13 protein-coding genes are annotated in these 15224 nt (G+C 52.0%); 8 read left to right on the top strand and 5 right to left on the bottom strand.

Annotation, left to right across the window (positions count from 1 at the left end; translation table 11 throughout):
* Position 1: 1 nt before the first annotated feature.
* The 5 genes from NQH49_RS19895 to NQH49_RS19875 form a co-directional block, all read right to left on the bottom strand.
* Complete coding sequence (locus NQH49_RS19895; protein WP_256698493.1) at positions 2–1171, bottom strand: ROK family transcriptional regulator; 1170 nt, start codon at positions 1169–1171, stop codon at positions 2–4.
* A 150-nt stretch (positions 1172–1321) separates the two neighbouring features.
* The gene (locus NQH49_RS19890) at positions 1322–1546 is read right to left on the bottom strand and encodes a tautomerase family protein (protein ID WP_256698492.1); all 225 of its coding nucleotides are present in this window, start codon (positions 1544–1546) and stop codon (positions 1322–1324) included.
* A 20-nt stretch (positions 1547–1566) separates the two neighbouring features.
* Positions 1567–2499, bottom strand: coding sequence for a pseudouridine-5'-phosphate glycosidase (locus NQH49_RS19885; protein WP_256699124.1), 933 nt, complete (start codon positions 2497–2499; stop codon positions 1567–1569).
* Complete coding sequence (locus tag NQH49_RS19880; protein WP_256698491.1) at positions 2492–6385, bottom strand: amino acid adenylation domain-containing protein; 3894 nt, start codon at positions 6383–6385, stop codon at positions 2492–2494. Before NQH49_RS19880 ends, NQH49_RS19885 begins: the two co-directional genes overlap by 8 nt.
* A gap of 160 nt (positions 6386–6545) precedes the next feature.
* Positions 6546–7031, bottom strand: a complete 486-nt coding sequence (locus tag NQH49_RS19875) for a MarR family winged helix-turn-helix transcriptional regulator (RefSeq protein ID WP_256698490.1) — start codon at positions 7029–7031, stop codon at positions 6546–6548.
* Positions 7032–7182: 151 nt separating this feature from the next.
* Between NQH49_RS19875 and upp the strand changes: the two genes are divergently transcribed.
* The 8 genes from upp (at position 7183) to NQH49_RS19835 (ending at position 15174) form a co-directional block, all read left to right on the top strand.
* On the top strand, positions 7183–7848 hold the full coding sequence (upp, locus tag NQH49_RS19870) for a uracil phosphoribosyltransferase (RefSeq protein ID WP_256698489.1): 666 nt from the start codon (positions 7183–7185) through the stop codon (positions 7846–7848).
* A complete protein-coding gene (locus NQH49_RS19865; RefSeq protein ID WP_256698488.1) occupies positions 7841–8746 on the top strand; it encodes an EamA family transporter in 906 nt (301 codons plus the stop codon). Before upp ends, NQH49_RS19865 begins: the two co-directional genes overlap by 8 nt.
* A 34-nt stretch (positions 8747–8780) precedes the next feature.
* The gene (locus tag NQH49_RS19860) at positions 8781–9482 is read left to right on the top strand and encodes an HAD family hydrolase (protein ID WP_256698487.1); all 702 of its coding nucleotides are present in this window, start codon (positions 8781–8783) and stop codon (positions 9480–9482) included.
* 664 nt (positions 9483–10146) lie between these two features.
* Positions 10147–11394, top strand: coding sequence for an extracellular solute-binding protein (locus NQH49_RS19855; protein ID WP_256698486.1), 1248 nt, complete (start codon positions 10147–10149; stop codon positions 11392–11394).
* A 9-nt stretch (positions 11395–11403) separates the two neighbouring features.
* Positions 11404–12312: a carbohydrate ABC transporter permease gene (locus NQH49_RS19850; RefSeq protein ID WP_256698485.1), complete on the top strand. Its 909-nt coding sequence runs from the start codon at positions 11404–11406 to the stop codon at positions 12310–12312.
* Positions 12302–13141, top strand: coding sequence for a carbohydrate ABC transporter permease (locus NQH49_RS19845; protein ID WP_008108069.1), 840 nt, complete (start codon positions 12302–12304; stop codon positions 13139–13141). The genes NQH49_RS19850 and NQH49_RS19845 overlap by 11 nt, the downstream gene beginning before the upstream one ends.
* Complete coding sequence (locus tag NQH49_RS19840; protein WP_256699123.1) at positions 13141–14085, top strand: carbohydrate kinase family protein; 945 nt, start codon at positions 13141–13143, stop codon at positions 14083–14085. Before NQH49_RS19845 ends, NQH49_RS19840 begins: the two co-directional genes overlap by 1 nt.
* A 3-nt stretch (positions 14086–14088) precedes the next feature.
* Entirely contained in the window at positions 14089–15174 is a 1086-nt protein-coding gene (locus tag NQH49_RS19835; RefSeq protein WP_256698484.1) for an ABC transporter ATP-binding protein, read from the top strand.
* Positions 15175–15224: the final 50 nt, after the last annotated feature.

The following is a 15224-nucleotide window of genomic DNA, read 5'->3' as shown; positions in this document are numbered from 1 at the left end:
GTTACTTCATCAGCACCTGAAACTGCGGATTAAACTCGTCGAAAATCGGCAGCGCGGCGGCACCTAACGCGGCAGTATCGCTGCCGGTCATACCTACTTTAACGCGTGTTCCGGTGAGGTAGCGGCCGCGCACCGATTGATAGAGCGGCGGCAGGCGACGAATGATTTTATCCAGCAGCACCGCCGGCATCATGCCGCCGATGATCACGCTTTCACCATCGAAGATGCACTCCAGCAGGTTAATCGCCTGACGCAGTGGCGTTAACACGGTATCGATCCATTTATCAAACAGCGCCGGATCGACTTCCAGCAAATCTTCCGGCAAAGCGGTCATCGGATCGAGCCCGCAAAACTCGTACGCCGCCTGCAATGAAACATAGCGTTCTAAACAACCCTGATTACCGCAATAACATTCGCGTCCGCCCGGCTCCACCACCACATGACCCACTTCACCGGCGTTATGCGCATGCCCGCTATACACATGGCCATCCATGATAATGCCCGCGCCCAAACCGGTGCCGATGTAGAGATAGACAAACGAGTTGAGCTGTCGCGCCACGCCATGAAAACGTTCGCCAATTGCCGCCACCGTGGCATCGTTTTCCAGCGTTACTGGCACGCCGCTCATCGCAGCAAGTTTGGCTTCGATATTCACCTGTTCCCAGCCGTGCAGCGTGGTTGGCCCCATCGAGGAGATGCCCTCAACGCCAAACGGACCGGGCATCACCACGCCAATGCCCAGCACTTTCTGCCAGCGATCGCCCAGCTGCGTTTTGATCTCGCTGAGCACCTCGGCGATGCGCGCTAACGTGGCATCCGGTTGCGGCTTTTGTACCAGAATAAGGCGGCGGAAGTGAATTTCACCGGTAAGATCCACCAGCACAATCAGCAGCGTTTGGTGATCAAGATGGATGCCGATCGAAAAGGCGCTGGCGGGATTAAGCGTCACCGGAATCGCCGGTTGCCCGCGTCCTTGCTTGCGCGGCGCACGGCTGGTGAGCAGTTCGGCCTGCTCCAACTCCGCCACAATATTCGACACGGTTTGCGGCGTCAGCGCGGTTAGACGAGCCAGCTCGGCGCGGGTCAGTTCACCATGCAGGCGAATGGCTTCAATGATCACGCGGCGATTGTGCGCCCGTGCATGTTCCAGATTGGTTCCCGACGTTTTCACCTTGCTCCCTTCCCTTTAATTCCACACGCTGCGGATAGCCGCATCAATATCTATGATCGGCCACACATTTTACAACCTTTTCGGGAAGGGAAAGAGGATTGGCCTGGCGCATGAATCACTGCGCCAGGCTTGCGCGAGCGCTAAATCAGCTTAATAGCTCACCGGCTTAATCACCTGATAGCCGGGTTGGTTAATATATTTTTCCAACACCTGTTCTGACCAATGTTGTTTGGCGACTGGTTGAATCGTCATCGAAACATACTGACTTTTCACACCCAATTTTTCGGTGATAATTTCAGTCAGCGCCTGAGATAGCGCGTCGAGATCGAGACTCTCTTCTGGACCTTGATGAAAGCTCACATTGAGATGCGGCATCGTTTGGGTTCTCCTTATAGTCAGTGATTACGGCAATAGGTGTAATGCGCCATGGCAATCTCGCCAGCCACGCGTGCCGTATTGATTAGTACCGCTTTGTTGGCTTCTGCTGAACGCCCCGCCGTCATCTCTTCCACGGCTTTCATAATGAATTTCGTTACACCATTACCGTTAATACCCTGCAGCTTCGCCTGGGAGATAGCGTTGTCAATGGCTTGCTGAACCTCCTCGCTGTTGATGGCATCCTCTTCAAGGGTTGGGGTAGCAATCACCATTCCGGCGGCCCCTGGCAGCGCCCGGTTGATTTCAATCGCACGCGCAAGTTGCGGTGCTGAATCCAGGCGCACTGGACTTTTAAAGCCGCTGTTACGGCAATAGAACGCCGGAAACTCATCGGTTTGCCAGCTGACAAGCGGTACACAATGGGTTTCGAGATACTCCAACGTGAGACCCACATCAAGGATGTTTTTAACGCCGGCACAGATTACCGTCACTTTTGAACGCGTTAACTGGATGAGATCGGCGGAAATATCCATTGATGTTTCCGCACCACGATGAACACCGCCCAATCCGGCAGAGGAGAAGAAAGGAATGCCCGCTAATTCAGCAATCACCAACGACGACGCTACGCTGGTGGCTCCCATCGCACCGGTCGCCAGAATAAACGGCAACTCGCGACTGGAGACTTTGGCTATATTTTTTTGAGTGGCGAAACGTTCTATTTGTTGGTAATCCATACCCACCAAAATTTTACCGTTATCGATACCAATAGTGGCAGGAATCGCGCCGCTTATCCGCACAGCCGCCTCGACCTTTAATGCCGTTTCAATATTATCGGGATAATTAAGCCCGTGGGTAATCACATTGGATTCCAGCGCAACAACGGGATGTCCTGATTCAAGTGCTTGCTTCACTTCGGGTTGAAATTCGAGTTTAAATTCGCTGTTACGCATGCGCCTGTTCCTTACACGGTTGAGTAGTAAATAAGGTGTGAACCAGTTCATGGATGCCGTGCTGTTTAAGCACCGCATAGTGATCGACTGATAACTCAATAATGGTTGGCGGTTGTCGACTAAAAGCTGGCGCATGCTCTAAAAATGAGTAATGGTCGCCTTGCGCTTTTACAATGGTAACAGACGCGTTGAGTTGGCGATTTTGCAACTCCGTGAATTGATAACTAAACGCATAAGTGGTTTCGACGATGTGAATAATGCGCTCAACCATTTCACGTTGTAACAACGGAAACCGCTGGCAAATAAAGCCAATAAACTCTGCTTTAGTTTTGCAACTACTCAGGCAGCGATCCAGTAACGGCCCCTCAACCTGATGGGCAAATACCGAGAACAGAATGGCCAGAAATACCGGATTATCAAAAGCGGCTTTATGCTCGTATCGTTGTTCTCGCTCCATTTGCGTGATGGGCGCGCCCGGCGCTAATAGAGACAGTGACTCAACAACATCACCTTGCGCTTCGAGTTGCGCTGCGGTTTCAAAAGCCACGCGCGCGCCAAAAGAGTATCCCCAAAGTGTGTAAGGACCGGTTGGCTGTATCGCTTTTATCTGGCAAATATCTTCCAGTGCCATTTGCTGAATGGTTGGAAGTGGTATTTCACCTTCATTTATACCTCTCGCCTGAATGCCATAAAATGCACGCTGATCAGGAATATGCTGCGCCAGTAATTTGAGATTTAACGGATATCCTCCCAAACCTGGCCAGCAGAAAATCGGTTTTTCCGCAAAATCATTCAGTTTGATCAGACGGGAATATTCAACGTCGGATTGAATACAATTTTCTACCGCAGTCGCTAAACCTGCGATATGAGGCGTATGAAATATCACCTGCAGCGGAAGTTTAATATTAAAGGTTTTATTGATGCGATTAACCAGCGCAACCGCAGTTAACGAGTTGCCGCCACCGGTAAAGAAATCGTCCGTGGCAAATACCGCTTCCCATTTCATTACCGCGCACCAAATTTCGGCAATTTTCTTTTCGGTCGCGGATTTAAGCGGCACCCTCTCTTGCCCATCGTCTGTATGCGTTAATTCTGGAAGCGCTTTCAGTGCCTGATGGTCAACTTTGCCACTGGCCGTCTGCGGGAGATTATCCAGGATGATCACTTTATTCGGGATCATATATTTTGGCAGCTGTGCCGCCAGGTCTTCCTTGAGTAATTCAACTGGACCCTGCATATGAATGCGATCCTCATTCATTCCCTGATGCAGAAACTGCGCCTGGCTGATTGGCCCTCCCACGCAAAAATAGAGGCTTTCCATAGGCAGTTGCTGTTCCGCCAAAATTGCACGCATGCTTATCGCGGCAGGCAAGTCGTTATTACTTTTCGAGCTGTAGCCGGATGACATCAGGCCCAACCGTTGTTTATTCGCTTGTAAACGATGCATTTCACGACCCGCAAGGATGTAATGTTCTTCACGATCGCCGCCATTACACACCACACTAATTCCGAACTGCGCACGGTCAAACACCCTTTGATTAATCGCGATGACATCCCTTTTCTGCAACATGCTGGTCGAAAGGAAATGCAATTCACCTGCCTGGTACTGATAAAGTCCGGCATCTAAGTCCGGGAGCGGCTGCTGCATTTGTAAATAGAGTTCAGGTTGCACGCGGCTCGCTGCAACCGGTTGATGATCAACGACGTAGCAACCCAGATAATCGTCATCGTGGCTGCCTTGATACCACTCAGGTAATGCGCCGCGTAACAGTGCGGCCTGATGTACATGAAGCCCCAATTCGGGCAGCAACTCGTCAAAAAGACCGAGCATGTGACCAGTTTCCATCTCCAGTACTTCACGCAGATTATTTTTATAAACCGGCTCAATCGCCTGTCGATTACCGACAAAATGCAGCCGGAAAACGGGATCCTTTGTCGGTTGCAATGAGGCAATAGGCAGCAAGCAGTGATGAACAGGATGGTAGTAATAGATCGCGGGGGGTAATCCGGCACAACCCTTTAATTCCAGGTAAAGTTGTGTGGCGTAGAGTGCGCCCGGCGATGCATAGGCGTATTTGGGTAATAACCGCTCATCACTAACAAATTGCCCAAAATTGCGTAACAGCTTGCCCAGTTTATCCAGCGTGAGCGTCGCGAGATTTTCATCTGTGCAGCTCTCTATGGGCTGACGTTGTAAAAGATCGATTAAATCCTGGCGCGTCAGCGACGGTTCGCCGTCAAAAAAACGATAGGTTTTACGACCAAACGCCGTCGTGCGCTGTTGATGGTCTGAAGCGATATAAGGCAGCGTGATGCTACTGGATAATTGGGCCGTTGATAACATTCGGCAACCCGCATTGGACAACTGCGCTTTCACCTGCAACTTACTCGATTTAGAGAGATGGTGACGATCGTGATTGCCTTGATCCATCAGCGCCGCCTGGCGTTTGTCCAGCTCAACACAGGCGACCAACGTCTGATAACCCGAGCGCGGATCTTGTTGAACCACAACCGCCGCTGTTTTTACCCAGTGATGATTTTCAATTGCCAGGCGAATCTCATCCAGTTCTACCCGATAACCGCGTAGCTTGATCTGATTATCCACGCGCGCCACAAAGTGGGTATTACCATTCGGATCCTGACGAACTAAATCGCCAGTTTTGTATAAGCGATCGTGACCTGCCATTATTTTTCTGGGATTCGGCAGGAATTTTTCATCGGTGAGTTCAGGTCGCTGATAGTAGCCTTTAGCGACCTGCAAACCAGAAATATAGAGTTCACCCGTTTCACCCGGCACGACAGGTTCACCCGCGGGATTAAGCACATGATAAAGCGTATTGGCCGCAGGTTTACCAATGGCGATGGCATCGGGATAAGCAGCGATCAACTCAGGATCCAGCGTAAAACTCGACGCGTTGATGGTGCATTCGGTTGGACCATACAAATTGGTCAATGCAGCGTGCGGTAAACGCTGGAAAAACGCCTGCGCCAGATTGCGAGTCAGAATCTCACCGCCACTAAATACGTGCTTTAACGCACAGCAGTCCTGGAAAAGGGGGTGTTCGACCAGTGCCTGCAACAACGTGGGTACAGATTGCAACACTGTCACCTGCTCGCTAATGAGGGTGTTGATCAATGCATCCGGATCCCGATAGCAATCCTTTGGACCCATAATCACCTGGCTACCAAAGGCCGGTGCCAGAATTTCCCACTGTGCGGCATCAAAACTGGCCGGGGTTTTCTGCAAAATGCGGTCATTGTGGTCAAAACCAAACTGACTTTTTAGCCAGGCCATCTGGTGAGAAATATTCGCATAGCTCACCATCACGCCTTTTGGTTTACCGGTGCTACCCGATGTATAGATCATATAGGCTAGCCGCTCCCGGTGGTGGCACGGGTGGCGAGGAACAGTGGCTGCGGCACTGGCCTGAAGGTCATCCAGCGTGATGATAGTAATCTCTTCTGTCACCATCGTAGCGAGTTGCGCCTTAAGATGCGGCTGGGTAAGTACCATCTTGATGCCCGAATCCTCGATCATATAGCGCAGACGATCGGCAGGATAATCCGGTGCCAGCGGCAGGTAGGCGCGCTCAGCCGCGAGAATGCTCCATGCGCCGCAAATCATCTCAACCGAAGGTTCACAATAAAGTCCGATGTACTGCAATTCGGTATCAATCAACGCGTTGAGTTTCTTTCCATTGCTCCAAATCTGCTGAAAAAAATGACGATAACTCAATGAGTTTTGCGCATCTTTGACCGCAATTTGCTCAGGGAAATGGCGCGCATGGGTTTCAAGCATGGCGAATAAACTTACTGAGTGACTGCTATGACTACGTTCTAAAAAGGATTCTGAAACAGCAGGCGATATTGGGGCTTTGACCGTCATGATAATGTAATATTCCCAGCAGTTATAGTTCACACAAAAGATACTTTTGCAGTTAGCAAAGTCAAGTATCTTTTTGGAAAGATATTTCTTAAAGAGGAATTATGCCGGGAAAAAGGTCAATGAAGGGATTAACCGGCCTGGAGTCAGGCCGGTATCGGAACTACTTTTCGTTAGCTAATAACCAGCTACGTAACAGCGATGCCAATTGTTCTCGCTGCTCTTGACTTAACGGATTCAGAATCTCATCTTCATTGGCGACATGTTCTGATATAGCTTTATCTATCAATGACTTCCCTTTTTTTGTCAGGCTCAAGTTACAGCTCCGACGATCTTCTTCGCTGTAAATCCTTTCAATTAAATCACGCTGAACCAACTGCTCAACCCTTGTACTCATCGCCCCAGAGGACAACATCAATGTTTGGTAGAGTTCTGTAGGTGTCGTCAGCGAATTGAACCGCCTGAGCGCCGCCAGAATATCAAACTCGATAGCGCTCAGATCGTTGTTTTTAAATGTTTTATCGAGCTTTTTATCAACAATTCTGCTCATGCGGCTGATGCGGCCAAGCACGCCCATGGGTGAACAATCCAAATCGGGGCGTTGTTGCAGCCACTGGACGAGTAATCTGTCTACATGGTCATACTGCATGGTGTTCCTCATAAAAGAAAAAGAGACTTGAAAATGAATTATAGTTGTGTTTATCTTTTTAATGAGTATCTTTTTAAAAAGATACTATCGTGAAAGATATATTCATCTTATCACTCTATTACTGTTTCTCAAGGATCAATAGGACTGACCTATGTCAACACTGCCCAACGTTCACGTGTTACCCGATTCTGCCTGGCTATCCCATTTACATCTCAGTATGCGTAATCGTTCGGCCAACCTGAACACCTTCACACACCATGCAAATCAGGTGATACGTTTGCTGCTGCAAAGCGCCGCACAGCACTTGCCCTACTCTGATGAGACAGTGACCACGCCAATAGGTGATCCTTTTACGGGTAAGGCACTTGTCCGTGATGTCTGTGGGGTATCCGTGATTAGAGCGGGTGAAAGCATGGAGAGTGAGTTCCGCGCCATGTTTCCGCATCAACCTATCGGTAAGATCCTTATTCAGCGCGATAAAGAGTCGAAACTTCCGCACTATCTTTATTCACATTTACCTGCAGGTATTGCTGGCATGAGCGTCATGCTTTTCGAGCCGATGCTGGCTACCGGCGGTTCGCTCCTGAAAGCGATTGATATTCTCAAAGAGAGTGGCGTTGCCATTGAGAATATGATCGTAGTCAACGTGCTTGCTTCCCCTGCGGGTATTCAGCGCCTGGTCGAAACCTGGCCCGATTTGACCATCATCACATCATCGATTGAAAAAGGGATGACGGATTCTGCCTTTATGCGGCCTGGTATTGGTGATTTTGGCGATCGCTACTTTGGCACTTATCCGGGCGTGCATCATGAATAAGTTTGCCACGCTAATAAACATTATGATCACTGCGCTGGCGCCGATCATTTGGGGCAGTACCTATATTGTGACGACGCAGACCTTACCGGCCAATATGCCCTTACTGGCCTCGGTTATCAGGGCGTTATTAGCCGGCATTATTTTATTGCTGTTTTGCCGCGTGCGACCTTACGGCGTTTGGTGGCTAAAAATGGCGGCGTTAGGATTTCTTAATATTGGCCTGTTTTTTTACTGCCTGTTTGCCGCCGCTTATTTTTTGCCTGGTGGTCTGGCATCACTGGTGATGTCCTGCCAGCCAATCATTGTTATGGTTATTGGCGCATTGGTGTTCCGGCATAAGCTCAGCATTATGCATGTGTTTTCCGCGCTGGTTGGTGTGGCTGGCATTGGGCTACTGGTGTTAAACAGCGCCGTTCAGCTTAATACGCAGGGAATTATGGTTGGATTAGTTGGCACCACCAGCATGGCGATGGGCATTTTGCTCACCAAGCATTGGGGACGACCAGCCAATATGTCTTTACTGGCATTTACCGGCTGGCAATTGACGCTAGGCGGTTTAATGTTATTGCCTGCAGCGCTTTGGCTGGAAACGTTCCCTTCTCAACTTACGCTAACCAATATTATTGGCTACGGCTGGTTAAGTCTGGCGGGCGGCGTGTTTGGCTACTTTGTCTGGTTCCGTGGCATTGAAAAACTACCGCCGGTTACCACTTCTTTCCTGGGTTTTATGAGCTCTTTGTCGGCTTGTGTGCTGGGCTATTTAATCCTCGGCCAAACATTCACCCATTTACAGCTGGTGGGATGTGTAGCGATTGTTACGGCTATTTATCTGGCTCGTCCGCGTCATGATAAATCCCAATCACCTGTCGCTTTACCACAAAGAAAGCTGGGCCATTAATTTTCAGTTAGCTTTTTGTATTGAGAGACAATCAATGAATACGCCTCAAACTATTATTATGTTTGACCTCGACGGAACACTTTTTGATACCGCTCAGGCCATCCCTTTAACATTTAATGCAGCTTTTCGCGCATTGGATTTAAAAGAATTACCGCAAGCGTTAATCAGACAGACGATAGGCTTACCATTGGAACAAGCCTTTGCCCAACTAATGCAACTGCCCGTGAACAATTATCTGGTTGAATTAGCTGTTGAAGAGTATCAGCGTCAATTTAAACTCATCATTATTCCCGCTGCCCAATCTTTACTCTTCCCCGGTGTGATTAACGGACTGGAGACACTTAAGCGCCTGGGAATGCGCTTATCGGTGACAACCAATAAATTTTCTCACAGTGCCAATACCTTACTATCTGCGGCGCACATCGCCTCACTGTTTAATATTGTTGTCTGTGCGGATGAAGTGCAGCAAAAAAAACCGCATCCAGAATCCGGGGAAAAAATCCTCGATTTTTTCAACGCCAGCAATGCACAAGCCATTATGGTGGGTGATACCACACATGACATTCTCATGGCGAACCATTTGGGATGTAAATCAATTGCAGTGACCTATGGTATTCACGATGAAAAAACCTTGCTTACTGCTTCGCCAAATTCATTAGCACATGACTTTACTCAAGTGGTGCAACTTTGCCAACAATACCATCAACAGCAAAATGCTCTCGTCAGTCTTGTGTGACTACCAATAGACAACACCGAGGTTATTATGCAGACATTGATCTCAAATTTTCTTTCAGCCTATTTTCTGGTGGGATATATCGTCACGGCCTATGTGGTTATCCTTTTTTTTATTACTGGGAAACATATTTTTTATGGTGTAAAAGGACGCCTTTCCGCGAAATATAAATTTGGCTATGTGATAGCGATGATATTAATCATGCCTGCCCTCTATCTCTTCCTGTTACGAGAAATTGGCATGCTGCATCGCAAATCACTTTCTGATCGATCTCACAGTCTCAGCAAATAGCAAAGATGATGGCCGCGCAGGCCACCATAAGAGACCGAATCCCAGCGCAGTGCACGCTAAAGTCGCAGTGCTGCGCTGTTTTGCACCAGAATAATGCAACTAAAAAAGAAATGGCCCCCCAATCTCTGGCTGCTATGCAAATTCGACGTCACAGCAACTTCTATGATCAGCCACACAATTTACAACCTGTTTACATGACAGCGGTAAAAATCCGTGCAAAGTAGTGTTCAGTGGCAAATGAGATTTATGCCCTGGCACATCAATTGCATAAGCAAACCGATGTCAGCCGCAGCAATCTGACAACTTGTGCGCGTTATTAAATCCATCAAATTGATTTAATAAAACACCCTCTTTTTGCATCAAGGCGGAAAACACCATGAAAATCCGATTCAACCCAGTCATAAAAGGATGTTTTGCAGCGGTTCTGTTAGCCAGCGTGGGCAACGCAGCGGCAGCAACCACGTTGAATGCGCTGTTTATGACGCAGGCGGCGTATAGCGAAAATGATATCCGCGCCATGACGCAGGAGTTTCAGAAAGCGCACCCGGACGTGCAGGTTAATCTTGAGTTTGTACCGTACGAAGCGCTGCACGACAAAATTGTTGCGGCGCGTGGCGCGGGCGGCAACGGCTACGATGTGGTGCTGTTCGATGCCATCTGGCCGGCAGAATTCACCAAGTTCGATCTGTTGCAGGACGTCAGCAGCCGCATCAGCGCCGACGAAAAGGGGCAGATTTTCCCGGGCGCAATGAACACCGTTGAGTTCAAAGGCAAAACCCTCGGCATGCCGTGGATCCTCGACACCAAATATCTCTATTACAACAAAGCGATGCTGGAGAAAGCCGGTATCACCACCCCGCCGCAAACCTGGCAGCAGGTGATGGATGACGCGCGCATCATCAAGCAGAAGAACATCGTGAAATATCCGCTGGTATGGAGCTGGTCGCAGGCCGAAGCGCTGGTGTGCGATTACACCACGCTGGTGTCGGGTTTTGGCGGCAAATTCTATAACAATGACAAACTCGATTTCTCCTCACCGGCCTCGCTGCAAGCGGTGAAGCTGATGAAAAGCTCATTGGATGAAGGCTTGAGCAATCCGGCTTCCCGCGAATATCTGGAAGAAGATGTGCGTAAAGCCTTCTCCAACGGCGATGCGGCATTCGCGCTCAACTGGACCTATATGTACAACATGGCCAACGATCCGAAGCAAAGTAAGGTCGCCGGTCAGGTGGGCATTGTTCCTGCGCCAGGCGATGCGCCGGGTAAATTCGGTGCGGTAAATGGTTCAATGGGCCTTGGCATCACCAAAGGCAGCACGCACGCGGATCAGGCATGGCAATACATTCGCTACATGACTTCACAGCCGGTACAGAACCAATACGCCACGCTGAGTCTGCCGATCTGGAAAAGCTCGTATCAGGATCCGGCGGTGCTGAAAAACCAGGAAAGCCTGATCGCGGCGGCGGATAAGTCGCTTAACGTGATGCTGTCGCGTCCGGAAACCGCCGACTATTCGCGTCTCTCCAACACGCTGCAGCAGCAGTTGCAGCAGGTGCTGGTGGGCAGCGCAACGCCAGATGCCGCGCTGCAAGCGGTAGATAAGAGTGCGGCGCGTCTGCGCTAAGGGGCAACAATGCTGAGTTTGCGTCAACGCGAACAACGGCAGGCATGGGTGCTGCTGGCACCCATGTTGTTGGTGATGCTATTGCTCACCGCATGGCCGCTGTTACGCACCATCTGGCTGAGTTTCACCGATGCCGCCCTGATCGGCAGCGGTGAAGCGCCGGGCTGGATTGGCTTTGAAAATTATCTGTTCGCCATCACCGATGCGGATTTCCGCAGTTCGCTGTGGCGCACGCTCTATTTCACCGTGGTGTCGGTGGCAATTGAAGGCGTGATCGGCGTGCTGATAGCGCTGTTGCTAAACCAGAAATTCGCCGGTCGCAACCTGCTGCGCGTGCTGGTGATTCTGCCATGGGCGCTGCCAACCATCGTTAACGCCATGATGTGGCGTCTCAATTTCAACCCGGATTACGGCAGCATCAACGCCCTGCTCACGCAGTTAGGCATCATTGATGGCTATCGCAGCTGGCTGGGTTCGCCGGATTCGGCGCTCAACGCGGTGATGTTTGCCGATATCTGGAAAAACTATCCGCTGGTGACCTTGCTGGTGCTGGCGGCACTGCAATCGATTCCCGACGATCTGTTTGAAGCCGCACGGCTGGATGGCGCGTCGGCGTGGCGGCGTTTTCGTGCCATCACTTTCCCGGCGATTGTTGGCCCACTCAGCGTGGCGCTGGTTCTGCGCACCATCGACGCCTTCAAAATCTTCGACATCATCTACGTGATGACACGCGGCGGGCCGGTCGATAGCACCAAAACCCTGAGTTTCTACGTTTATCAGGAGTCGTTTAGCTACTTGCGGGCCGGCAGCGGCGCGGCTTACGCCATGTTGATGACCTTGCTGTGCGCGGTGCTGATCACGCTATACATGTTGTTACTGTGGCGGCAGCGCCGCAAAGGAAGCGCTCATGAAGGTTAAAATGCGCCATGTTGGCAAATACGCCGCCGCGCTGCTGGTGGCGTTCTCGGTGCTAGCGCCGATGGGCTGGCTGTTTTTGATGAGCGTCAGCGCCGCCAGCGATCTCACCCGCGTGCCGCTCGAGTGGCTGCCGCGCCAGTGGGATTTCACCCGCTACGGCAAGCTGTTGTCGCTGGAGCCAGGCCAGCCGGGCGTGCTGTTCCTGCATGCGCTCGGCAACAGTTTGTTAGTCGCCACAGGCGCGACAATCATCTGCTTGCTGCTGGCGATTCCGGCGGCGTTCAGCTTCTCGCGCTATCGCGGTCGCGACGGCTGGCTATTCGCCTCACTCGCTATCTATATGGTGCCGCCGGTGGCGTTCGTGCTGCCGCTCTACTTCCTGTTGCAGCAGTTCGATCTGCTCAACACGCGGCCCGGATTGATTATCGTGTATTGCTCGCTGATTCTCCCATTCCTCACCTGGATGCTGAAAAACCAGTTCGATACGCTGCCGCAGGATATTGAACAGGCGGCGCGCCTTGATGGGCTGCGTGTCTGGCAAGTGCTGCTGCGCATTACGCTGCCGCTGGCGAAGCCGGTGTTGGGGGCCGCCGCGCTGTTTGGCTGGCTGCTGGCGTGGGACGAGTTTTTCTATGCGCTGCTGTTTACCAGCAACATCGCCGCACAAACCTTGCCGGTCACCATTGCCGGATTCACCGCCGGGCGCGCCACCGATGATGGCTTGATCGCTGCCGTCGGCATTCTGGCGTCGGTGCCACCGCTGTTTATTGCCATCTGGCTGCAAAAGACGCTGGTCAGCGGCCTTGCCAGTGGCGGGAGTAAAGGATGATGGAACAGAAACTCACCGCCACGCTGTATGTGGTGGGCAATATCAATGTCGATTTGATCATGGGCACGTTGGATAACTGGCCGCAGCGCGGTACCGAAGTGATGCTGAATCACAGCGAACTGCGTCCGGGCGGATCGGCAGGCAACTGCGCGCTGGCGCTGGAAGCGATGCAGGTGCGCCATCGCGCGGTGGCTAATCAGGGCAACGATGGCCTGAGTGCCTGGCTGGCGAGTCATTTTCCGCACAGCGCCGCGCACTGGACGCGCTACAGCTGCGAAACCTCACTTACGGTTGGCGTGACGCATTCGGATCACGAGCGATCCTTCCTGAGTAATCTCGGCCACATCGTGCAACTCACCGCGCAGGATGTGCTGGATCAGCTGCCTGCTCAAGCGGCTAACGGCGATATCGTGCTGCTGTGCGGCACCTTTTTGTGTCTGCATCTGTATGACGAATATCCGGCGCTGCTTTCAGAGTTACAGCAGCGCGGTTTTATCACCGCCGTCGATACCGGCTGGCCGCCGCAGGGCTGGACGGACGAGGTGCGCCAGCAAGTCACGCAATGGCTGCCGCTGTGCGACTGGCTGCTGCTCAATGAAGTGGAAACGCTGGGATTGGCGGCGAAAGACGAGTTGCCTGCCAGCGCGCACATGCTGGCGCAACAGCTGAGCGGACGCGGCGGCTGCGTGGTGAAATGCGGCCCCAAGGGCGCGCGTTGCTGGCAGGCCGAGCATGCAGTGAGTCAGCCAGCGCGTCCGGTCACGGTGGTGGATACCATCGGCGCGGGCGACAGTTTTAACGCTGGATTCCTCACCGCCCTGCTGCATCAGCAAGATCTCACCACAGCTTTGCAATGGGGTATTTCGGTGGCGTCACTGGCTATCAGCACCTTGCCGCGTCGTTATCCTGACTGGCATCAACTGCAACTTTCCCAGGAGTTTTAAATTATGGCCAGTGTTGAACTCGTAAAAGTGGCCAAACGCTACGCAAAACAGTCGGTGCTGCATCCGCTCGATCTCACCATTCCTGACGGCAGTTTTACCGTGCTGGTGGGCCCATCCGGCTGCGGGAAGTCGACGTTGCTGCGTTTGCTGGCCGGGCTGGAGAGCCTGTCGGATGGCGCGATCCTGATGGATAAAGTACAGATCAACGATCGCGATCCCGCCGACCGCGATATCGCCATGGTGTTTCAGAGCTATGCGCTCTATCCGCACTTAACGGTGGCGGAGAATCTGGCGTTTCACATGCAGGTGAAAAAGGTGAAGCGCGAGGAGCAGCAAACTAAAATTGCGCGCATCGCCGGGATTCTCGGCATCGATAAGCTGCTGCAACGCTATCCGCGCGCGTTGTCGGGCGGACAGCGTCAACGTGTGGCGATGGGCCGCGCGATGGTGCGAAATCCCAAAGTGTTTCTGTTCGATGAGCCGCTGTCGAACCTTGATGCGCAGTTGCGCATGGAATTGCGTGCCGAGATCAAATCGCTGCATCAGCGTTTCAAAACCACCATGGTTTATGTGACGCACGATCAGGTTGAGGCGATGACGTTGGCCGATCAAATTGTGGTGATGAAAGATGGCCGCATCGTGCAGCAAGGCGCGCCGCTGGCGATTTACGATCGTCCGGCGGATACCTTTGTCGCGCGTTTTATCGGCTCACCGCCAATGAATCTGTTACCGGCACACTTGATCGCCCGTGATGGCGTGCCCGGCGTGCAGTGCCAGGATCTGTGGCAGCCGCTGCCCGCGCGCTGGCAAGCGGCAGCGCGCGAGCGTGCAGGCGCAGCCGTGACGCTCGGCGTACGCCCGCACGATCTGCTGGAGACCAACAGCAATGCCGCAGCGTTGGTGAAAGTGGTGGAGATCACTGGCGAATCAACTTTGCTGCATCTCGAGTGGCACGGTCAGCCGTTGCATATGCAGATTTCTGGCCGTCACGCGGCGGTGAGCGGCGACAGCATAATGCTTGGCTTCAACGCTGAGAAGATTCATCTGTTTGATGCTGAAACGGGATTAAGATTGGTTGAGTCGCTTTAAGTTGGTGCTTAGGCCAGAAAAGGCCCGCCCGATCGCAAAGAAACCCTGCA

This window comes from Pantoea trifolii, assembly GCF_024506435.1.
Taxonomy (GTDB): Bacteria; Pseudomonadota; Gammaproteobacteria; order Enterobacterales; family Enterobacteriaceae; genus Pantoea; species Pantoea trifolii.
The sequence above is the reverse complement of the archived record's forward strand: the minus strand, read 5'-3'. Positions and strand labels throughout refer to the sequence as shown.